General features: G+C 64.1%; 18 protein-coding genes. 13 read left to right on the top strand and 5 right to left on the bottom strand.

Annotation, left to right across the window (positions count from 1 at the left end; all coding sequences use genetic code 11):
- Positions 1 to 21: 21 nt before the first annotated feature.
- Positions 22 to 1,014, bottom strand: a complete 993-nt coding sequence (locus L6D75_RS03905) for an AraC family transcriptional regulator (protein ID WP_176517936.1) — start codon at positions 1,012 to 1,014, stop codon at positions 22 to 24.
- Between the two features lie 156 nt (positions 1,015 to 1,170).
- Positions 1,171 to 2,595 carry an aspartate ammonia-lyase gene (gene aspA, locus L6D75_RS03900; RefSeq protein WP_176517937.1) on the bottom strand — a complete coding sequence of 475 codons (1,425 nt, stop codon included), beginning with the start codon at positions 2,593 to 2,595 and terminating at the stop codon, positions 1,171 to 1,173.
- A 182-nt stretch (positions 2,596 to 2,777) separates the two neighbouring features.
- Here aspA and L6D75_RS03895 point away from each other — a divergent pair, with 182 nt between their 5' ends.
- The 5 genes from L6D75_RS03895 (at position 2,778) to L6D75_RS03875 (ending at position 6,392) form a co-directional block, all read left to right on the top strand.
- Positions 2,778 to 3,710: a LysR substrate-binding domain-containing protein gene (locus tag L6D75_RS03895; RefSeq protein WP_176517938.1), complete on the top strand. Its 933-nt coding sequence runs from the start codon at positions 2,778 to 2,780 to the stop codon at positions 3,708 to 3,710.
- A 172-nt stretch (positions 3,711 to 3,882) separates the two neighbouring features.
- Positions 3,883 to 4,374, top strand: a complete 492-nt coding sequence (purE, locus tag L6D75_RS03890) for a 5-(carboxyamino)imidazole ribonucleotide mutase (protein ID WP_003253304.1) — start codon at positions 3,883 to 3,885, stop codon at positions 4,372 to 4,374.
- Positions 4,375 to 4,384: 10 nt separating this feature from the next.
- Positions 4,385 to 5,467, top strand: a complete 1,083-nt coding sequence (locus L6D75_RS03885; RefSeq protein WP_176517939.1) for a 5-(carboxyamino)imidazole ribonucleotide synthase — start codon at positions 4,385 to 4,387, stop codon at positions 5,465 to 5,467.
- Between the two features lie 97 nt (positions 5,468 to 5,564).
- A complete protein-coding gene (locus L6D75_RS03880) occupies positions 5,565 to 5,810 on the top strand; it encodes a GlsB/YeaQ/YmgE family stress response membrane protein (RefSeq protein WP_010955824.1) in 246 nt (81 codons plus the stop codon).
- Between the two features lie 48 nt (positions 5,811 to 5,858).
- A complete protein-coding gene (locus L6D75_RS03875; protein ID WP_371871995.1) occupies positions 5,859 to 6,392 on the top strand; it encodes a DUF3299 domain-containing protein in 534 nt (177 codons plus the stop codon).
- Positions 6,393 to 6,446: 54 nt separating this feature from the next.
- Here the strand turns inward: L6D75_RS03875 and L6D75_RS03870 are convergent, their stop codons facing one another.
- Positions 6,447 to 7,343: a D-hexose-6-phosphate mutarotase gene (locus L6D75_RS03870; RefSeq protein ID WP_176517941.1), complete on the bottom strand. Its 897-nt coding sequence runs from the start codon at positions 7,341 to 7,343 to the stop codon at positions 6,447 to 6,449.
- A 71-nt stretch (positions 7,344 to 7,414) separates the two neighbouring features.
- Positions 7,415 to 7,813, bottom strand: coding sequence for an acyl-CoA thioesterase (locus L6D75_RS03865; RefSeq protein WP_003253317.1), 399 nt, complete (start codon positions 7,811 to 7,813; stop codon positions 7,415 to 7,417).
- A gap of 353 nt (positions 7,814 to 8,166) precedes the next feature.
- Between L6D75_RS03865 and L6D75_RS03860 the strand changes: the two genes are divergently transcribed.
- The 8 genes from L6D75_RS03860 (at position 8,167) to L6D75_RS03825 (ending at position 18,723) form a co-directional block, all read left to right on the top strand.
- Positions 8,167 to 9,456, top strand: a complete 1,290-nt coding sequence (locus L6D75_RS03860; RefSeq protein ID WP_176517942.1) for an MFS transporter — start codon at positions 8,167 to 8,169, stop codon at positions 9,454 to 9,456.
- Positions 9,457 to 9,701: 245 nt separating this feature from the next.
- Positions 9,702 to 10,700 carry a phosphate ABC transporter substrate-binding protein PstS gene (locus L6D75_RS03855; RefSeq protein WP_176517637.1) on the top strand — a complete coding sequence of 333 codons (999 nt, stop codon included), beginning with the start codon at positions 9,702 to 9,704 and terminating at the stop codon, positions 10,698 to 10,700.
- Positions 10,701 to 10,839: 139 nt separating this feature from the next.
- Positions 10,840 to 13,128 carry an ABC transporter permease subunit gene (locus L6D75_RS03850; protein ID WP_176517638.1) on the top strand — a complete coding sequence of 763 codons (2,289 nt, stop codon included), beginning with the start codon at positions 10,840 to 10,842 and terminating at the stop codon, positions 13,126 to 13,128.
- A 17-nt stretch (positions 13,129 to 13,145) separates the two neighbouring features.
- Positions 13,146 to 14,816, top strand: coding sequence for a phosphate ABC transporter permease PstA (gene pstA, locus L6D75_RS03845; protein WP_176517639.1), 1,671 nt, complete (start codon positions 13,146 to 13,148; stop codon positions 14,814 to 14,816).
- A 72-nt stretch (positions 14,817 to 14,888) separates the two neighbouring features.
- Positions 14,889 to 15,722 (top strand): phosphate ABC transporter ATP-binding protein PstB, encoded by an 834-nt coding sequence (gene pstB / locus L6D75_RS03840; RefSeq protein WP_176517640.1) that lies wholly within the window; start codon positions 14,889 to 14,891, stop codon positions 15,720 to 15,722.
- A gap of 63 nt (positions 15,723 to 15,785) precedes the next feature.
- A complete protein-coding gene (gene phoU, locus L6D75_RS03835) occupies positions 15,786 to 16,556 on the top strand; it encodes a phosphate signaling complex protein PhoU (RefSeq protein ID WP_176517641.1) in 771 nt (256 codons plus the stop codon).
- Between the two features lie 165 nt (positions 16,557 to 16,721).
- Positions 16,722 to 17,612, top strand: coding sequence for a response regulator (locus tag L6D75_RS03830; protein ID WP_176517642.1), 891 nt, complete (start codon positions 16,722 to 16,724; stop codon positions 17,610 to 17,612).
- Between the two features lie 208 nt (positions 17,613 to 17,820).
- Complete coding sequence (locus L6D75_RS03825; protein ID WP_176517643.1) at positions 17,821 to 18,723, top strand: M23 family metallopeptidase; 903 nt, start codon at positions 17,821 to 17,823, stop codon at positions 18,721 to 18,723.
- A 6-nt stretch (positions 18,724 to 18,729) separates the two neighbouring features.
- On the opposite strand, the gene L6D75_RS03820 is transcribed toward L6D75_RS03825, so the two are convergent.
- Positions 18,730 to 20,070, bottom strand: a complete 1,341-nt coding sequence (locus L6D75_RS03820; protein WP_176517644.1) for a hemolysin family protein — start codon at positions 20,068 to 20,070, stop codon at positions 18,730 to 18,732.
- Between the last annotated feature and the right edge of the window lie 56 nt (positions 20,071 to 20,126).

Below are 20,126 nucleotides of genomic sequence, written 5' to 3'. Positions count from 1 at the left end.
GCGCGCGCTGCAGAGCTACGGTCAGCCGCGAAAATGGCTGGGCGCTACACCACTCCAACGCTGGAACGCATGCCGAAAACTGGCGGTTTCGCTGAAACCCAAGGTCTCGGCAATCCGGTAGATCGGCATCTGCTCATCGGCCAGCAACTGCTTGGCCCGTTCGAAGCGCAGCTCATCGAGCAGCTGCTGGTAACTGCTGCCCAGCGCCTGCAAATGCCGGCGCAAGGTGCGCGAGGAGCAGTTCATCTGCCGCGCCAGGCCTTCGAGCCCCGGCGCCGCATCCAGTTGCTGCAGCAACAGTTGGCGGATTCGCCCCAGCCACGCCTGGCGCCCGGTGAATTCCAGGTTCAGCCGCCGGCAGCGTTCGCTCATGGCCTTGTGGGTGATCGGGTCGGCCAATGGCAACGGGGTGTCGAGCCAGCGCCGCTCGAAGGCGAAGGCGTTGTCTTCGTCGGCGAAGCTCAGCGGGCAGTGGAATGCCCGGGTATAGAGCGCGTGGTAGCCGGGCCGGGCATGTTCGAAGCGGGCGCCGAGCAATGGCAGCGGGCGGCCGAGCAGGTCGTCGCAGATGACTTTCAGCGACACCAGGCAGAACTCGGCATTGAAAGCGGCCAGCGCCGGGCTGTCGTGATAGTCGCTGGCGCTGAACCAGACCCGCTGGCCATCGTCGATCAGGCGCAGCTGGAAGACTGTTCCCAGCAGTGCCGGATACTGCAGCGCCAGGCGCAGGGCGTCACCCAAAGTGGCACTGGAGAGCAGCGCGTAACCGAGCATGCCGTAGCACGACACATGCATGCGCCGGCCCAGTTCCAGGCCAATGTCCTCGCGCCGCGCCACGGCATTGGCACACACCTGCAGCTCCTGCTGGGTGGTGATGCGCGCATCGGCATGCCCCAGGTCCGCCGGGCCTATGCCGCTGCCGGCGAGCAACGCCGTGGCCTCGCAACCGTCTTCCTGGAACAGGTTGAGGATCAGCGAAACCGCATTCAGGGTGGTCAGGTGGCTATGCAGCATGCTCGGTAATCCCGTTTGGCTGGGAGGCATTATGGAGCAAGTTGTGTGCCGGGCTGCGGCAGACGAAAAAAAGGGCCCGAAGCGTGCGCTCGGGCCCTTGAAAGGTTGAGAGGTGTCTAGTCCCTCGACCTGGTGAGACTGTTTGCAGCGGCCGGGTTACGCCTTCAGCGGAACCAGACGTGGAGCGATCATGTTTTCCGGACGCAGGATGTCGTTGAGCATCTCTTCATCCAGCAGCTTCTCTTCGCGCACCAGTTCCAGCACGCCGCGGCCTGTTTCCAGGGCTACACGGGCGATACGGGTGGCGTTTTCGTAGCCGATGTACGGGTTCAGGGCGGTGACCAGGCCGATCGAGTGCTCGACCAGTTCACGGCAGCGCTGTTCGTTGGCGGTGATGCCGACGATGCAGTGCTCGCGCAGCATGTCCATGGCGCGTTGCAGCAGGCGGATCGAGTCGAAGATCTTGTAGGCGATCAGCGGTTCCATCACGTTCAGCTGCAGCTGGCCACCTTCGGCGGCGACGGTCAGGGCCAGGTCGTTGCCCATGATGGCGAAGGCCACCTGGTTGACCGCTTCCGGGATAACCGGGTTGACCTTGCCTGGCATGATCGAGCTGCCTGGCTGACGCGCTGGCAGGTTGATCTCGTTGATGCCGGTGCGCGGGCCGCTGGACAGCAGGCGCAGGTCGTTGCAGATCTTCGACAGCTTGACCGCAGTACGCTTGAGCATGCCGGAGAACAGCACGAAGGCGCCCATGTCGGAGGTGGCTTCGATCAGGTCGGCAGCCGGTACCAGCGGCTGGCCGCTGATGGTGGCCAGGCGCTGTACGGCCAGGGCCTGGTAGCCCGGGTCGGCGTTGATGCCGGTACCGATGGCGGTGCCGCCCAGGTTGATTTCGGTCAGCAGTTCCGGAGCCAGCGAGCGCAGGCGCTGCAGGTCTTCGGTCATGGTGGTGGCGAAGGCGCGGAATTCCTGGCCCAGGGTCATCGGCACGGCGTCCTGCAGCTGGGTACGGCCCATCTTCAGTACGTGGTCGAATTCCTTGCCCTTGGCAGCGAAGGCCTGGATCAGGCTGTCGAGGCTGGCCAGCAGGGCGTCGTGGCCCAGCAGCAGGCCCAGGCGGATGGCGGTCGGGTAGGCGTCGTTGGTCGACTGGGCCATGTTCACATCGTTGTTCGGGTGCAGGTACTGGTACTCACCCTTCTGGTGGCCCATGGCCTCCAGCGCGATGTTGGCGATGACTTCGTTGGCGTTCATGTTGGTGGAAGTACCAGCACCGCCTTGGATCATGTCCACCACGAACTGCTCGTGGTAGTCGCCCTTGATCAGTCGTGCGCAGGCTGCGCTGATCGCGGCGTGCTTGGCATCGCTCAGGTGCCCCAGCTCACGGTTGGCGTCAGCAGCTGCCTGCTTGACCATCGCCAGGCCGACTACCAGTTTCGGGTAGTGCGACAGCGGAACACCGGAGAGGTGGAAGTTGTTGGCAGCGCGCAGGGTCTGGATGCCGTAGTAGGCATCGGCAGGGACTTCAAGGGTACCAAGCAGATCTTTTTCGACGCGGAACGATGCAGCGGAGGACATGATGGATATCATCTCGATTTTGACCCGGCACCTGCCGGAATGGCGCCAATCCTAGGCCTGAAGGGGATTTTGCGGCCAATGCTGTTGCACGCTAACCTATGCACAAACGGCATAGTGTTTCGTGTGACGCCAATTGACAATCGAGCGTGTTCCATTTTGGTGCATGCCGGGAGACTCGCTTCATGAACCTTGAAAGCAAGTGGCTGGAAGACTTCAGCGCCCTCGCCGCGACCCGCAGTTTTTCCCAGGCGGCGGAGCGCCGTTTCGTCACCCAGCCGGCCTTCAGCCGGCGTATTCGCAGCCTCGAAGCAGCCCTTGGCCTGACCCTGGTGAATCGTTCCCGCACCCCGATTGAATTGACCGAGGCCGGGCAGCTGTTTCTGGTCACCGCGCGCACCGTGGTCGACCAGCTGGGCGAGGTGCTGCGCCATCTTCATCACCTTGAAGGCGGGCAGGGCGAGGTGGTCCAGGTGGCCGCCGCGCACTCCCTGGCTTCGGGCTTTTTCCCACGTTGGGTTGCGCAATTGCGCAACGATGGCCTGAACATCGCCACCCGCCTGGTTGCGACTAACGTCGGAGATGCGGTGCATGCCTTGCGCGAAGGTGGCTGCGACTTGATGCTGGCGTTCTACGACCCGGATGCCGCGCTGCAGATGGATGCCGAGATCTTCCCCTGGCTGCACATGGGCAATACCGAAATGCTGCCGGTGTGCGCGGTGGGGGCCGATGGCAAGCCACTGTTCGACCTCGAAGGCGACAGCAGCGTGCCGCTGCTGGCCTACAGCGCCGGCGCCTTCCTCGGCCGCTCGGTCAACCTGCTGCTGCGCCAGCGCAGCCTGCGCTACACCACTGTCTATGAAACGGCCATGGCCGACAGCCTCAAGAGCATGGCGCTGGAAGGCATGGGCATTGCCTGGGTGCCGCAGCTGTCGATGCGCGGCGAGCTGGAGCGGGGCGAGCTGGCCATCTGCGGCGGCAGCCAATGGCACGTGCCGCTGGAGATCCGCCTGTACCGCTGCGCCCTGGTGCGCAAGGCCAACGTGAGGCTGTTGTGGCGCAAGCTCGAAGGGGGCGCCGCGGTTGACCCAAAAGTCAGCCAAAGCCCCGAAAAATAAGGCCGACAGTTGGTCGCCAGGGGTGCCAGCAACGGCCTTGGTTACGCTATACTGCGCGGCCTTTCGACCGGACAGCTCCGGTCCGGATCAGCAAACAAGCCACGCCGGTCGTCCCGCGTGGCTTGTTGTTTTTTGACGCGCCTGCGGGCGCAACAAGCGAAGAGGCTCGACGATGAGTGCACTGGTTGGCGTGATCATGGGCTCCAAGTCCGATTGGTCCACCCTTAGCCACACCGCCGATATGCTGGAAAAACTCGGCATTCCCTACGAAGTGAAGGTGGTTTCCGCCCACCGCACCCCGGACTTGCTGTTCCAGTACGCCGAAGAGGCAGAAGGGCGTGGCATCGAGGTGATCATTGCCGGTGCCGGTGGCGCTGCCCACCTGCCAGGCATGTGCGCCGCCAAGACCCACCTGCCGGTGCTGGGCGTGCCGGTGCAGTCGTCGATGCTGTCGGGTGTCGACTCGCTGCTGTCGATCGTGCAGATGCCGGCCGGTGTGCCGGTCGCCACGCTGGCCATCGGCCGCGCCGGTGCGGTCAATGCTGCCCTGCTGTCGGCGAGCATCCTCGGCGCCAAGTACCCGCAGTACCACGCCGCGCTCAAGCAATTCCGCACGGAACAGACCGACACCGTGCTGGACAACCCAGATCCACGCCAGGCTTGAGGCCCAACCCATGAAGATCGGTGTAATCGGTGGCGGCCAGCTGGGCCGCATGCTGGCCTTGGCGGGCACTCCGCTGGGCATGAACTTCGCCTTCCTCGACCCGGCACCGGATGCCTGTGCCGCGCCCCTGGGTGAACACCTGCGGGCCGACTACAGCGACCAGGACCACCTGCGCCAGCTGGCCGACGAAGTCGACCTGGTGACCTTCGAGTTCGAAAGCGTCCCGGCCGAAACCGTGGCCTTCCTTTCGCAGTTCGTCCCGGTCTATCCCAGTGCCGAGGCGCTGCGCATCGCCCGCGACCGCCTGTTCGAAAAGAGCATGTTCCGCGACCTGGGTATCCCGACCCCGGCCTTCGCCGACATCCTCTCGCAACAGGACCTGGATGCCGCGGTCGCCAGCATCGGCCTGCCAGCCGTGCTCAAGACCCGCACCCTGGGTTACGACGGCAAGGGCCAGAAGGTGCTGCGCACCCCTGACGATGTGCTGGGTACCTTCGCCGAGCTGGGCAGCGTGCCTTGCCTGCTCGAAGGCTTCGTGCCCTTCACCGGCGAAGTGTCGCTGGTGGCGGTGCGTGCCCGCGATGGCGAAACCCGCTTCTACCCGCTGGTGCACAACACCCACGAAAGCGGCATCCTGCGCCTGTCGGTGGCCAGCGAGGCGCACCCGCTGCAGGCGCTGGCCGAAGACTACGTCGGCCGTGTGCTCAAGCAGCTGGACTACGTGGGCGTGATGGCTTTCGAGTTCTTCGAAGTCGACGGTGGCCTGAAGGCCAACGAAATCGCCCCGCGCGTGCACAACTCCGGGCACTGGACCATCGAAGGCGCCGAGTGCAGCCAGTTCGAGAACCACCTGCGCGCCGTTGCCGGCCTGCCGCTGGGCTCGACCGCCAAGGTGGGCGAGAGCGCGATGCTCAACTTCATCGGTGAAGTGCCGGCGGTGGACAAGGTCGTCGCCATCGACGACTGCCACCTGCACCACTACGGCAAGGCCTTCAAGGTCGGGCGCAAGGTCGGCCACGCCACCCTGCGTTGCCAGGACATGGCCACCCTGCAGGCCAAGATCGCCGAAGTAGAGGCGTTGATCAGCAACTGATCGAACTTCTCCAGGCGCCTTGCCCTCTGAACATGGCAACAAGCCAAAGCGCTGACTAGGCTTTGGCTTGTTCCATTTTCACTGCAGAGGGAATGCCATGGGCATCATTGGAACCATCTTCATCGGCCTCATCGTTGGCCTGCTGGCCCGCTTCATCAAGCCGGGCGACGACAGCATGGGCTGGATCATGACCATCCTCCTGGGTATTGCCGGCTCCCTGCTCGCCACTTATGGCGGCCAGGCACTGGGCATCTACCAGGCAGGCCAGGCCGCAGGCTTCTTCGGTGCGCTGGTGGGTGCCGTGGTGCTGCTTGTGATCTACGGATTCATCAAGAAACGCTGATTAGTGGTTAGAATGCCCGGCAATTCATCCGAGTTGCCGAGCATTTTCATGCGTGCGTTTTTCCTCATTCCCTTGCTGCTTGCCAGCACCCTGGCCCATGCCGAGCTGCCCGAAACCGATTGGCTGGAGCTGATGCCCAAGTCGGACCAGAAGGCGCTGGAGCAGATGCCGGAGATCGACCACAACTCCCCCGAAGCCATGGGCACCTTCACCGACAAGGGTGGCCTCAAGCAGAGCAAAGGCCTGCCGGCGGTGATGTATTCGACCAAGACCGTGGCCAGCATGAATGGCAAGGCCATCCGCCTGGGCGGCTACCCGGTGCCGCTGGAGAGCGACGCCAAGGGCAACAGCACGCTGTTCTTCCTGGTGCCGTACCCGGGCGCCTGCATCCACGTGCCGCCACCGCCGCCGAACCAGCTGGTGCTGGTGCGTTACCCCAAGGGGCTGAAGATCGACGATATCTACACGCCGCTGTGGGTCAGCGGGACGTTGAAGGTTGAGAAGGTCAGCAATGACCTGGCCGATGCGGCCTATGCCCTGGATGCGGGGAAGGTGAGGGTGGTGGAGGATGCTGACCTGTAGGGGCATTGCGCTGGCCCGATCGCCGGCTTGCCGGCGATCGGGTCGGTAGAAAAATCAGATCACTTCACTGCCAATAATGACCTTGAGCACACTGCTCGCCCCAGGTCGCAACTCCACCACATCATCCCAGACATTCGCCGTCTCGATGCACAGCATGCGCTGCCAGCCATCGTCGGCCATGTCCGCCAGCTCCTTGGCCCGTTCGGTCCATGGGTTCCAGATCACCGCCGAACGCGAGCCGCTGCTGGCCAGGGTGATGCGCCGGTTCCAGTGCGGGTCGACGATGCTCAGCGTGGGTGGGGTATCCAGGTAGATGCGGTCGGTTTCCCCGGCAAAGCCCAGTGCACCCTCTTGCTGGCGCTGCTCCCAGTCGGCCAGGGTCTCGATGTAGCTCAGCCCTTCGACGCCTTCGACCCGCGCCTGGCGCACGTCGCTGACGGCAAAGTAGCTGTGCAGGGCCTGGCTGATGGTCACCGGCGCATTGCCGTGGTTGTGGCTGGTGAGGCTCAGTTCGAGTGCGTCGCCCAACACCACGCGCAGCTTCAGCTCGACATCGTGCGGCCAGCCCGGCAGCTCGCCCTGGGCCTCGGGCAGGGCGAATTCGATGCGCAGTTCACTGCCCGCTTCTTCGATGCCCAGCAACTGCCAGTCACGCGTGCGCGCCAGCCCGTGGGCCGGGGCCTGCTCGGCGTGATACATGGCTTGCACCGCTTGCGGGTTGCGCTGCAGGTTGCCGAACCAGGGCCAGCACACCGGCACGCCGGCGCGCACCGACTTGCCCTGGCGGAAGATCGCCTGGTCGCTCAGCCACAGCAGCGGTGGCTCGCCAACACGCTGGTAGCTGAGGATCTGCGCACCCTGCTGGGCGATCAGTAGTTCGGCGTGGTCGCTGCTGATGCGCCAGCAGTTGAGTTCGCCGTGTTGCTCGGTTTCGACCTTGAAGCTAGCCATTGCGCTGTTCTCATTGATTGCCTGTGGGCCTTCGACCCGGTGGCCTGCAATGAGTTTAACGCCCGCATGGCTCAGCGACGAGGCACCGAGCGGGTGCGGCCACTGCCGTCGATGGCGACGAACACGAAGACGGCCTCGGTGACCTTGCGCCATTCGCTGGACAGCGGGTCGTCGCTCCACACTTCCACCATCATCTGGATCGAGCTGCGGCCGATCTCCAGGGTCTGGGTATAGAAGGACAGTTGCGCGCCCACGGCCACCGGCACCAGGAACGCCATGCGGTCGATGGCCACCGTGGCCACTCGGCCACCGGCGACGCGGCTGGCCATGGCCGTGCCGGCCAGGTCCATCTGGGCAACCAGCCAGCCGCCGAAGATATCGCCGAAACCATTGGTTTCGCGTGGCAGTGCGGTGATCTGCAAGGCCAGGTCGCCTTGCGGGATGGGGTCTTCTTGTTCGAGTTCGATCATGCGGTGGGGCCTCTGACCCGTGACGCTTTCGTTGGTGTGGCGAGGGAAAACGAACCTGCGCAAAACAGACTACGCCGATATCGCTTCGCTGGACGGCCATAGGGAAACTCTGCGAAACCGTCTGACATCAAGACCGGCGTTTTCGCACAACATCCCAAGCTGGCGGCAACCTTTTCCTACGAACGGCCAGTATATATAGCCAAACGGCCAGCGACGACCGCGCATTCATGAATATCTGTATGGATTTTGTATCGCTTTCGGCGTGGCTCGGCAATTTGCTATCTTCGCCTGTCCGCCCAATCCAGAAGCCGCGTTGCAAGCGGCCTGCATGACCTACAAGAGAACAACCAGCGATGACTTCCGTGCCGAGCAGTATCGAGCAGCCCTCGCGGCCGCTGACCCGCAGTGACTACAAAACCCTCTCACTGTCCGCCCTGGGCGGAGCGCTGGAGTTCTACGACTTCATCATCTTCGTGTTTTTCGCCACCGTGGTCGGCAAGTTGTTCTTCCCCGCCGACATGCCCGAATGGCTACGCCTGATGCAGACCTTCGGCATTTTCGCCGCCGGCTACCTGGCGCGGCCGCTGGGCGGCATCGTCATGGCCCACTTCGGCGACCTGCTGGGGCGCAAGAAGATGTTCACCCTGAGCATCTTCATGATGGCCTTGCCAACCCTGATCATGGGCCTGCTGCCGACCTATGCGCAGATCGGCATGTGGGCGCCGATCCTGTTGCTGCTGATGCGCGTGATCCAGGGCGCGGCCATCGGCGGTGAAGTGCCGGGTGCCTGGGTATTCGTCTCCGAGCACGTTCCAGCGCGCAACACCGGCTATGCCTGCGGCACCCTGACTGCCGGCCTGACCGCGGGCATCCTGCTGGGCTCGCTGGTGGCGACGCTGATCAACAGCGTCTACACCCCCGAAGAAGTGGCTGACTACGCCTGGCGCGTGCCGTTCCTGCTGGGCGGGGTGTTCGGGCTGTTTGCCGTGTACCTGCGCCGCTGGCTGCACGAAACCCCGGTGTTCGCCGAGATGCAGCAGCGCAAGGCGCTGGCCGAGGAGCTGCCGCTGCGCGCGGTGCTGCGCGATCACCGTGGCCCGATCATCCTGTCGATGCTGCTGACCTGGCTGCTGTCGGCAGGCATCGTGGTGATCATCCTGATGACCCCGGCGCTGCTGCAGAGCATCTACCACATCAGCCCGACCGACTCGCTCAAGGCCAACAGCCTGGCCATCGTGCTGCTCAGCCTGGGCTGCGTCGCCTCGGGCAGCCTGGCCGATCGCTTTGGCGCCGGGCGGGTGTTCGTCATCGGCAGCCTGATGCTGCTGGTGAGTTCCTGGACCTTCTACCACAGCCTGGCCACGCACCCGGAGCTGCTGTTCCCGCTGTACGCCGTGACCGGCCTGTGCGTGGGCGTGATCGGTGCGGTGCCTTACGTGATGGTCAAGGCGTTCCCACCGGTGGTGCGTTTCACCGGGCTGTCGTTCTCCTACAACATGGCTTACGCGATCTTTGGCGGTTTGACGCCGATGGTGGTGACGGCGCTGCTCAAGGTCAGCCCGATGGCACCGGCCTATTACGTGGCCGGCCTGTGCGCCGTCGGTCTGATCGTTGGCCTCTATCTGCTCGCCAACAAACGCTAAGGCTCAGGCCTTGCTGGCCTCATCGCCGGCAAGCCGGCTCCCACAGGATTGCCGCAGACCTTGTGGGAGCCGGCTTGCCGGCGACTGCGCAGCACACCTCTGCAACATTTTGAAAGGCCATCCTGGGTTTCCAGTGATGGCCTTTCATCCAATTGTCATATTGGAGTCATATCGTGTTCATGCGGCCTGCAGATACTGGGCCCCGATCCATCCAACACCCCCAATATTCCTGCTAGGAGCAAGGCATGAAACTGAAGCGTTTGATGGCGGCCCTCACCTTTGCCGCCGCTGGCGTTGCGACCGCCAACGCGGTAGCCGCCGTCGACCCTGCGATCCCGACCTACACCAAGACCACCGGTGTTTCGGGCAACCTCTCCAGCGTCGGTTCCGACACCCTCGCGAACCTGATGACTCTGTGGGCCGAGGCCTACAAGAAGGAATATCCGAACGTAAACATCCAGATCCAGGCTGCCGGCTCCTCCACCGCGCCACCCGCGCTGACCGAAGGTACCGCCAACCTCGGCCCGATGAGCCGCAAGATGAAGGACGTCGAGCTGCAGGCCTTCGAGCAGAAGTACGGCTACAAGCCGACCGCCATCCCGGTCGCCGTCGACGCCCTGGCCGTGTTCGTGCACAAGGACAACCCGATCAAAGGCCTGACCATGGCCCAGGTCGATGCAATCTTCTCCTCCACCCGCCTGTGCGGCGCCAAAACCGAAGTCAAGACCTGGGGCGACCTGGGCGTGACCGGCGACCTGGCCAACAAGCCAGTGCAGCTGTTCGGCCGCAACTCGGTATCGGGCACCTACGGCTACTTCAAGGAAGAAGCCCTGTGCAAAGGCGACTTCAAGGCTAACGTCAACGAACAGCCTGGCTCGGCTTCGGTCGTGCAGTCGATCAGCTCCTCGCTGAACGGCATCGGCTACTCGGGCATCGGCTACAAGACTGCCAGCGTCAAGACTGTCGCCCTGGCCAAGAAAGAAGGCGGCGAGTTCATCGAAGACAACGAAGCCAACGCTCTGAACGGCTCGTACCCGCTGTCGCGCTTCCTCTACGTCTACGTCAACAAGGCGCCGAACAAGCCTCTGGCCCCGCTGGAAGCCGAGTTCGTCAAACTGGTCCTGTCGCAGGCAGGCCAGCAGGTCGTGGTGAAGGATGGCTACATCCCGCTGCCAGCCAAAGTGGTCGACAAGACCCTGGCTGACCTGGGCCTGTCCCACACGGACAACGTCGCAAAAAAGTAACTAACTGAGGAAGAGGCCGGTGCAGATGCCCGGCCTTTTCCAAGCATTCTTGGTCCGCAGCCAGGGCTCCTGAGCGGCGGGCTTTTTTGCGTCAACGCACTGTCATGTTTTTGTCATACGGGACCGCTAGGGTGTGCGCATGAATGATCTGGCCAACTCCACAATGACCCAAAATTCCCCTCCCGTGCGGATTGATTTCAATACGCCCGAGTTGCAACGCAAGCGCCGCATGCGCGCTCTCAAGGATCGCCTGACCCGCTGGTATGTACTGGTGGGCGGGCTTGCCGTGCTGGCAGCCATCACCCTGATCTTCTTCTACCTGGCCTACGTGGTGCTGCCGCTGTTCCAGGGCGCCGAACTGACCAGCAAGAAGGCCCTGGAGCCGACCTGGCTGCAGCAGGATGCCGGCAAGCCGCTGATGATCGCCCTTGAAGAGCAGAACCTGGTCGGCATGCGCGTTTCGGACAAGGGTCAGGCACTGTTCTTCGATACCAAGACCGGCAAGGAACTCAACCGCGTCGACCTGCCGCTGCCGGCAGGCACCCAGGTTTCCTCGATCAGCACCGACCAGCCGGGTAGCCCGCTGGTGGTACTGGGCCTGTCCGACGGCAAGGCAGTGGTGTTCCACCACACCTACAAGATCACCTACCCGGACAACAAGAAGACCATCACCCCCGGCATCGACTACCCCTACGGCCAGGAGCCGTTCGTGCTCGACGACCAGGGCCGTGCGCTGGAGCACGTCAGCGTCAACGTCAATGGCGACACCCTGCTGCTGGCCGGCTCCACCGGCGCGCACCTGCAGGTGGTGGAGCTGACGCGCACTGAAAACATGATGACCGACGAGGTCACCACCGAGCAGAACCGCATCGAGCTGCCACAGATGACCGAGGCGGTGAAGAATATCTTCATCGACCCGCGCCAGCAGTGGCTGTACGTGATCAACGGCCGCGCCACCGCGGACGTCTTCAGCCTGCGCGACAAGAGCCTCAACGGTCGCTACAAGCTGTCCGACAGCGCCGACACCGAAATCACCGCGACCGCCCAGCTGGTTGGCGGCATCTCGCTGATCGTCGGTGACTCCAAGGGCGGCCTGGCCCAGTGGTTCATGGCCCGCGACCCGGATGGCGAGCAGCGCTTCAAGCAGATTCGCACCTTCCAGATGGGCAAGGCGCCGGTCGTGCAGATCGATGCCGAAGAGCGCCGCAAGGGCTTCATCGCCCTGGACGCCGACGGCAAGCTGGGTGTGTTCCACAGCACCGCGCACCGCACCCTGCTGGTCGAGCAGGCGGCCGAAGGCCCTGGCGTGCTGGCCCTGTCGCCACGTGCCAACCGCATCATCATCGAAGAAGGCGGCAAGCTGCTGCCGCTGAGCCTGAAGAACCCGCACCCTGAAGTGTCCTTCAGCGCGCTGTGGGGCAAGGTCTGGTACGAGAACTACGACGAGCCCAAGTACGTCTGGCAGTCGACCGCGTCTAACACCGACTTCGAGCCCAAGCTGAGCCTGTCGCCACTGACCTTCGGTACCCTGAAGGCAGCGTTCTACGCGATGATCCTGGCTGCGCCTCTGGCCATCGCCGCGGCCATCTACACCGCCTACTTCATGGCCCCTGGCATGCGCCGCAAGGTCAAGCCGGTGATCGAGCTGATGGAAGCGATGCCGACGGTGATCCTCGGCTTCTTCGCCGGCCTGTTCCTCGCGCCATACCTTGAAGGCCACCTGCCGGGCGTGTTCAGCCTGCTGCTGATCCTGCCGATCGGCATCCTGGTTGCAGGCTTTGCCTGGAGCCGCCTGCCGGAGTCGATCCGCCTGCGCATTCCGGATGGCTGGGAGGCGGCGATCCTGATCCCGGTGATCCTGTTCATCGGTTGGTTCGCCCTGTACATGAGCCCGTTCATGGAGACCTGGTTCTTCGGCGGTGACATGCGCCTGTGGATCACCAACGACCTGGGCATCACCTACGACCAGCGCAACGCCCTGGTGGTGGGTATCGCCATGGGCTTCGCGGTCATCCCGAACATCTACTCGATCGCCGAAGACGCCGTGTTCAGCGTGCCGCGCAGCCTGACCCTGGGCTCCCTGGCCCTGGGTGCGACGCCGTGGCAGACCCTGACCCGCGTGGTCATCCTCACCGCCAGCCCGGGTATCTTCTCGGCGCTGATGATCGGCATGGGCCGTGCGGTGGGCGAGACCATGATCGTGCTCATGGCTACCGGCAACACGCCGGTGATGGAGATGAACCTGTTCGAAGGCATGCGTACCCTGGCCGCCAACGTGGCGGTGGAAATGCCCGAATCGGAAGTCGGCGGCAGCCACTATCGCGTGCTGTTCCTCGCCGCCCTCGTGCTGCTGATGTTCACCTTCATCATGAACACCTTGGCCGAGCTGATTCGCCAGCGTCTGCGCAAGAAATACTCGTCGCTTTGATAGAAAGGTAGAGATCCGTGAAAAAGGATTCCCTCAAAGGCTGGTTCAAGAGCGGCGCCCCCGGCGTCTGGATCAGCGGTGGCGCGGTCGCCATGGCGGTGATCATGACCATCGGCCTGCTGGCGGTGATCGCCGTGCGCGGCCTCGGCCACTTCTGGCCGGCCGACCTGGTCCAGGCCACCTACAAGGTGCCGGGCCAGGCCGACCACGTCATCATCGGTGAAGTGGTGCAGAAGGAAGAAGTGCCCCGGGCACGCCTGAAGGGGGCCGGCCTGCCGGTACCCGAGCAAGGCCCGGAGTTCATGACCCGCGAGCTGATCAAGGTGGGTAACCGCGACCTCAACGGCAGCGACTTCACCTGGGTGGTCGGCGAGTGGCTGGTGGACGAGCAGCGTCCGGCCGACCTGATTGCCCTGGAGCGCCGCGAGTGGGGCAACTTCTATGGCTACCTGGTCAGCGTCAAGGAAGAAGGCCGCGTGGTCGCCGAAGGCCCTGCCGCGTGGAACGAGCTGCAGGCCCGCCTCAAGCGTGCCAGCCAGCTCAACAGCGAGCTGCAGACTCTGGAGAAGAAGGACATCGGTGCCATCAACCATGGCCTCGAACGCCTGCGCCTGCACAGCCGCAAGCTGGAGCTGGACGGCAAGCTGGATGCCGCGGCCCAGGCCGACATGGAAGCCGAGCGCGCCGAGCTCAACAGCCGCTACAAGGCCATCGAAGACCGCCTCAGCGGCCTGCACCAGGCCTTCGCCCGTGACAGCCTGGTGGCCCGTGACGGCAACGGCCGCGAAGTGGAGATCAACCTGAGCAAGGTGGTGCACGCCATCCAGCCGAACGCCATGTCCGGCTTGACCAAGATGGGCACCTACTTCGCCAAGGTCTGGGAATTCCTCAGCGACGACCCGCGTGAGGCCAACACCGAAGGCGGCATCTTCCCGGCCATCTTCGGCACCGTGATGATGACCCTGATCATGGCCGTGATCGTCACCCCGTTCGGCGTGCTGGCGGCCGTGTACCTGCGCGAGTACGCCAAACAGGGCCCGGTGACGCGCCTGATCCGCATCGCCGTGAACAACCTGGCGGGCGTGCCGGCGATCGTCTACGGCGTGTTCGGCCTGGGCTTCTTCGTCTATGTACTGGGCGGCTCGATCGACCGGCTGTTCTTCGCCGAAGCATTGCCGGCCCCGACCCTGGGTACCCCGGGCCTGCTGTGGGCCTCGCTGACCCTGGCGCTGCTGGCGGTACCGGTGGTGATCGTGGCCACCGAAGAAGGCCTGGCGCGCATTCCGCGCACCGTGCGCGAAGGCTCGCTGGCCCTCGGTGCGACCAAGGCCGAGACCCTGTGGAAGATCGTATTGCCGATGGCCAGCCCGGCCATGATGACCGGCATGATCCTCGCCGTGGCCCGCGCCGCCGGTGAAGTGGCGCCGCTGATGCTGGTGGGTGTGGTCAAGCTGGCGCCATCGCTGCCGGTGGATGGCAACTACCCGTACCTGCACCTGGACCAGAAGATCATGCACCTGGGCTTCCACATCTACGACGTCGGCTTCCAGAGCCCCAACGTCGAGGCCGCGCGGCCGCTGGTTTACGCCACCGCGCTGCTGCTGGTGATGGTGATCGCCACCCTCAACCTCTCGGCGGTGTGGATCCGTAACCACCTGCGCGAGAAGTACAAGGCGCTCGACCACTGAGCCTGAATTGCAAGCGAGCCGCCCGCAGCCGGGCGGCCCTTTGAAACGAATTGATAGCGTATGGAGTTGACCATGCAGCATGAATCCCACACCCACGGCATCGACATGTCTGCCCTGGGCCGCGACAAGCAGAGCCTGCGCCTGGCCGAAGAGACCGTGGCCATCGAAGTGCCTGGCCTGAGCCTCTACTACGGCGACAAGCAGGCGCTGTTCGACGTCAGCATGAACATCCCCAAGCAGCGCGTGACCGCCTTCATCGGCCCGTCCGGCTGCGGCAAGTCGACCCTGCTGCGCACCTTCAACCGCATGAACGACCTGGTTGACGGCTGCCGCGTGGAAGGCGCCATCAACCTGTACGGCAACGACATCTACCGCAAGGGCGAGGACGTTGCCGAGCTGCGCCGCCGCGTGGGCATGGTGTTCCAGAAGCCCAACCCGTTCCCCAAGACCATCTACGAGAACGTGGTGTACGGCCTGCGCATCCAGGGCATCAACAAGAAGCGCGTGCTCGACGAAGCGGTCGAGTGGGCACTGAAGGGCGCGGCCCTGTGGGACGAGGTCAAGGACCGCCTGCACGACTCGGCGCTGGGCCTGTCCGGCGGCCAGCAGCAGCGTCTGGTGATTGCCCGCACCATCGCCGTCGAGCCTGAAGTGTTGCTGCTCGACGAACCGTGCTCGGCACTGGACCCGATCTCGACGCTGAAGGTCGAAGAGCTGATCTACGAGTTGAAATCCAAGTACACCATCGTCATCGTCACCCACAACATGCAGCAGGCCGCGCGGGTGTCCGACTACACCGCGTTCATGTACATGGGCAAACTGGTCGAATTCGGGGATACCGACACCCTGTTCACCAACCCGGCGAAGAAGCAGACCGAAGACTACATCACCGGTCGCTACGGCTAAGCAGCCCTGCCAGGGAACGACACGAACCACTTGAAGCTTGCAGCTGCTTCGCGGAGCCAGACGATGATCAACAAAGAAAGCCTTACGCACCACATTTCCCAGCAGTTCAACGCCGAACTCGAAGAGGTGCGCAGCCACCTCCTGGCCATGGGCGGCCTGGTCGAGAAGCAGGTCAACGACGCGGTCACCGCGCTGATCGAGGCCGATTCGGGCCTGGCCCAGCAAGTGCGCGAAGTCGATGAGCAGATCAACCAGATGGAGCGCAACATCGACGAGGAGTGCGTGCGCATCCTCGCCCGTCGCCAGCCGGCGGCCTCCGACCTGCGCCTGATCATCAGCATCTCCAAGTCGGTGATCGACCTGGAGCGCATTGGCGACGAATCGACCAAGATCGCCCGCCGCGCCATCCAGCTGTGCGAGGAAGGCGAGTCGCCACGCGGCTACGTCGAGGTGCGCCACATCGGCGACCAGGTGCGCAACATGGTGCGCGATGCGCTCGATGCCTTCGCCCGCTTCGATGCCGACCTGGCGCTGTCGGTGGCCCAGTACGACAAGACCATCGACCGCGAGTACAAGACCGCGCTGCGCGAGCTGGTGACCTACATGATGGAAGACCCGCGCTCGATCTCGCGGGTCTTGAGCGTGATCTGGGCCCTGCGTTCGCTGGAGCGTATCGGCGACCACGCGCGCAACATCTCGGAGCTGGTGATCTACCTGGTCCGCGGCACCGACGTGCGCCACATGGGCCTCAAGCGCATGAAGGCGGAAGTCGAGGGCAGCGCTGGCCTTGAGGCCGAAATCGCTAATGTTCCGGGCGAACCTGACGATAAATAGGATTGCTCCCGAGCATCGACGCCCGGCCTTGGCCGGGCGTTTTCGTTTGTGCTCGAGCAGCCGGCAGGCACCCGCGTTTGATGCGACGAAGTCCCGGCGTGACGCAAAGATTGGCAAAAGGCCACCACTGAGCGGTAGGCTAGTCGGGATTCAAGAGGAGTATCGATGAGTAAAGTGAATGTGCTGGTCGTGGATGATGCTCCGTTCATCCGTGACCTGGTCAGAAAGTGCCTGCGCAACGCCTTCCCGGGCATGGTCATCGAAGATGCGGTGAACGGCCGCAAGGCCATGGCCATGCTGGCCAAGGAAACATTCGACCTGGTCCTGTGCGACTGGGAAATGCCGGAAATGTCTGGCCTGGAGCTGCTCACCTGGTGCCGCCAGCAGCCCGAGATGAAAGCGCTGCAGTTCATCATGGTGACCAGCCGCGGTGACAAGGAGAACGTGATCCAGGCCATCCAGGCCGGGGTGTCCGACTTTGTCGGCAAGCCGTTCACCAATGAGCAACTGCTGACCAAGGTGAAAAAGGCCCTGGCCAAGACCGGCAAGCTGGAAAGCCTGGTAGCCGGTGCGCCGGCGCGGGCCAATTCGGCGTTCGCCAACGATTCGCTCAGTGCCCTGACCGGCGGCAAGCCGGAAGCGGTCAAGGTGGCGGCGGCCCCGGCCAAGCCGTTGATCAATGCCCCCGCGCCGCAAACGGCGGCAGCGGCCGCGCAGTCCGGGCGTGGCCAGGGCCAGTTGCGCCTGGCCAGCGGCATCCAACCCTGCGTGATCAAGGCCCTGAGCCTCAAGGAGGCGCTGCTGGTGGTGCGCCGCAGCGCCGCGTTGCCTCAGGTGCTGGAAGGGGCGGTGCTGGACCTGGAGCAGGGCGAGAGCGCCGAAGTGGCGCGCCTTAATGGCTACCTGCACGCCGTGGCGGCGCTGGAGCCCAAGCCTGAAAGCGACTGGCTGCAACTGACCTTCAAGTTCGTCGACCAGGATGCACAGAAGCTCGACTACCTGTCGCGGCTGATTGCCCGCGGCACGGCGCAGAAGCACTTCACCCCGGGCGCCTGATGCCCGACGGCTCAAGTTTGACGGCGCAACTGCCGGAGGGCGCGGGCTTGCCCCGCGAACACCGGCGAAGCCGGTGCCATCCACCGCGCTGCCTGTTTCGCGGGGCAAGCCCGCCCCACACGTTACCCATCTTCCGACCAGCTGTAATACCGCGGCGAATACCTGCTGCTAGGCTTCGACAGACCACACCTGTCAAAAAGCCACTATCATGCCCGCCGCCGCCCGCTTGCTGCTGTTCTGTGCCTTGCTCTCGGCCTCGGCGTCGAGCCTGGGCGTGACCCTCTACAAGACCGTCGACAACCTCGGCGTGGCCTCGTACTCCGACCGCTACAGCCCTGGGGCGAAAACCTTCGAGCTGCGCGAGCCGATGCTCGAGCGCATCGATGGCCAGGTGCGCCTGCAGGCCGAGACCTTCCCGGGCGGTGTGCGCTTTCTGGTGCGCAACGAGCTGTATGTGCCGATGCAGGTCGAACTGCGCATCGATAAGCTGGCCAATGCCTTTGGCGGCAACAAGCCGCGCATCGTGGTCGCGGTGGTAGGGCCGCGCTCGACCCGGGTGCTGAGCTCGGTGCTGGCGGCGCCGGGTGGCAAACTGCAGTACGCCAGCAATTTCCAATACGCCATGGGTGACCCCGGGCTGCGCTCCCAGGGCTACCGCTATCCCTTCCCATGGAAAGGCGGGCCGTTCCGCCTGACCCAAGGCCCCAACGGGCGCTTCAGCCATTTCGGCCCCAAGGCCCGCTATGCCATGGACATCGCCATGCCCGAGGGCACCCCGATCATCGCGGCGCGCGGCGGTATGGTGGTGAAGGTCGAGAACAACCAGAGCGGGCGCGGCAGCAACCCATCGGGCAATTTCGTGCGCATCCTGCACCCGGACGGCACCATGGGCGTGTACCTGCACCTGATGCGCGGCTCGGTGGTGGTGGCGGAGGGGCAGCAGGTGGTGTTGGGGCAGGCGCTGGCCAAGTCGGGCAACACCGGCAACAGCACCGGCCCGCACCTGCACTTCGTGGTGCAGCGCAACGTGGGCCTGGCGCTGGAGTCGATACCGTTCCAGTTCGACCGACCGATCGGCGGGTTGCCGGACTTTACTGCCGGCAACCCGTGAGGCGGCTCAATCGAGCTTGAGCACCTTGGCCAGCACGATCTTCGGCCCTTTCATCTTCTTGATGATGATGCGCAGGCCTTCGACTTCCAGCACTTCCTCTTCTTCAGGCACGCGCTTGAGGGTCTCGTAGATCAGGCCGGCGAGGGTTTCCGCCTCGATGTGGTCCAGGTCGATGCCGAGCAGGCGCTCGACCTTGAACAAGGGCGTGTCGCCGCGTACCAGCAGCTTGCCGGGCTGGTAGGCGAGGATGCCGCGTTCGGTCTTGCGGTGCTCGTCCTGGATATCGCCCACCAGCACTTCCAGCACGTCTTCCATGGTCAGGTAGCCGATCACCTTGCCATCGGCTTCCTCCACCAGCACGAAGTGCGCGCCGCCCTTGCGGAACTGCTCCAGCAGCTGGGCCAGCGGCATGTGCCGGGATACGCGCTCCAGCGGCCGGGCCAGGTCTTCGAGGTCGACGGTTTCCGGCAGGTGTTCAAGCTCCGCCAGCTCCAGCAGCAGGTCCTTGATGTGCAAGAGGCCTGTGAACTCCTCGCGCGCGGCGTCGTACAGCGGGTAGCGGCTGAACTTGTGGCGGCGCACCAGGGCGAGCACTTCCTTGAGCGGAGCGTGGGCGTCGATGCTGACCATGTCTTCACGCGAGTTGGCCCAGTCGACCACTTCCAGTTCGCCCATTTCCACGGCCGAGGCCAGCACGCGCATGCCCTGATCGCTTGGGTCCTGGCCACGGCTGGAGTGCAGGATCAGCTTGAGTTCTTCGCGGCTGTAGTGGTGCTCGTGGTGCGGGCCTGGCTCACCTTGCCCGGCGATGCGCAGGATGGTGTTGGCGCTGGCGTTGAGCAGGTAGATGGCCGGGTACATCAGCCAGTAGAACAGGTACAGCGGCACGGCCGTCCACAGCGACAGCAGCTCGGGCTTGCGGATCGCCCACGACTTGGGCGCCAGTTCGCCGACTACGATGTGCAGGTACGAGATGACGAAGAAGGCGATGAAGAACGACACGGCCTTGATCAGCTCGGGGGTGTTCACGCCCAGGTAGTCGAGCAGCGGTTCGAGCAGGTGGGCGAAGGCCGGCTCACCGACCCAGCCCAGGCCCAGCGAGGCCAGGGTAATACCCAGCTGGCAGGCCGAGAGGTAGGCGTCGAGCTGGTTGTGTACCTTGCGCAGGATGCTGCCGCGCCAGCCATGCAGCTCGGCGATGGACTCGACGCGCGTGGAGCGCAGCTTGACCATGGCGAACTCGGCGGCAACGAAGAAGCCGTTGAGCAGCACCAGGAACAGGGCAAAGAGAATCATGCCGAAATCGGCGAAGAGCGAGGTGAGGCTGATACCAGGGGAAGGGTCCATGATGGAGTTTTTACGGGGTCCGTCTTCGAGAAAGGTTGAAAGTAAAGTGCCAGCGT

This window comes from Pseudomonas faucium (assembly GCF_021602585.1).
In the GTDB taxonomy this organism is placed as follows: domain Bacteria; phylum Pseudomonadota; class Gammaproteobacteria; order Pseudomonadales; family Pseudomonadaceae; genus Aquipseudomonas; species Aquipseudomonas faucium.
Note: the sequence above shows the minus strand (reverse complement) of the source record. Positions and strands in the feature narration are given on the sequence as shown.

Coding starts and splice junctions, on each gene's coding strand:
- pstB (WP_176517640.1), top strand. CDS start 14,889: ATGCAGCATGAATCCCACACCCACGGCATCGACATGTCTGCCCTGGGC.
- L6D75_RS03850 (WP_176517638.1), top strand. CDS start 10,840: ATGAATGATCTGGCCAACTCCACAATGACCCAAAATTCCCCTCCCGTG.
- phoU (WP_176517641.1), top strand. CDS start 15,786: ATGATCAACAAAGAAAGCCTTACGCACCACATTTCCCAGCAGTTCAAC.
- L6D75_RS03905 (WP_176517936.1), bottom strand. CDS start 1,014: ATGCTGCATAGCCACCTGACCACCCTGAATGCGGTTTCGCTGATCCTC.
- L6D75_RS03875 (WP_371871995.1), top strand. CDS start 5,859: ATGCGTGCGTTTTTCCTCATTCCCTTGCTGCTTGCCAGCACCCTGGCC.
- purE (WP_003253304.1), top strand. CDS start 3,883: ATGAGTGCACTGGTTGGCGTGATCATGGGCTCCAAGTCCGATTGGTCC.
- L6D75_RS03865 (WP_003253317.1), bottom strand. CDS start 7,813: ATGATCGAACTCGAACAAGAAGACCCCATCCCGCAAGGCGACCTGGCC.
- L6D75_RS03855 (WP_176517637.1), top strand. CDS start 9,702: ATGAAACTGAAGCGTTTGATGGCGGCCCTCACCTTTGCCGCCGCTGGC.
- L6D75_RS03825 (WP_176517643.1), top strand. CDS start 17,821: ATGCCCGCCGCCGCCCGCTTGCTGCTGTTCTGTGCCTTGCTCTCGGCC.
- L6D75_RS03830 (WP_176517642.1), top strand. CDS start 16,722: ATGAGTAAAGTGAATGTGCTGGTCGTGGATGATGCTCCGTTCATCCGT.
- L6D75_RS03820 (WP_176517644.1), bottom strand. CDS start 20,070: ATGGACCCTTCCCCTGGTATCAGCCTCACCTCGCTCTTCGCCGATTTC.
- L6D75_RS03860 (WP_176517942.1), top strand. CDS start 8,167: ATGACTTCCGTGCCGAGCAGTATCGAGCAGCCCTCGCGGCCGCTGACC.
- L6D75_RS03880 (WP_010955824.1), top strand. CDS start 5,565: ATGGGCATCATTGGAACCATCTTCATCGGCCTCATCGTTGGCCTGCTG.
- L6D75_RS03895 (WP_176517938.1), top strand. CDS start 2,778: ATGAACCTTGAAAGCAAGTGGCTGGAAGACTTCAGCGCCCTCGCCGCG.
- aspA (WP_176517937.1), bottom strand. CDS start 2,595: ATGTCCTCCGCTGCATCGTTCCGCGTCGAAAAAGATCTGCTTGGTACC.
- L6D75_RS03885 (WP_176517939.1), top strand. CDS start 4,385: ATGAAGATCGGTGTAATCGGTGGCGGCCAGCTGGGCCGCATGCTGGCC.
- L6D75_RS03870 (WP_176517941.1), bottom strand. CDS start 7,343: ATGGCTAGCTTCAAGGTCGAAACCGAGCAACACGGCGAACTCAACTGC.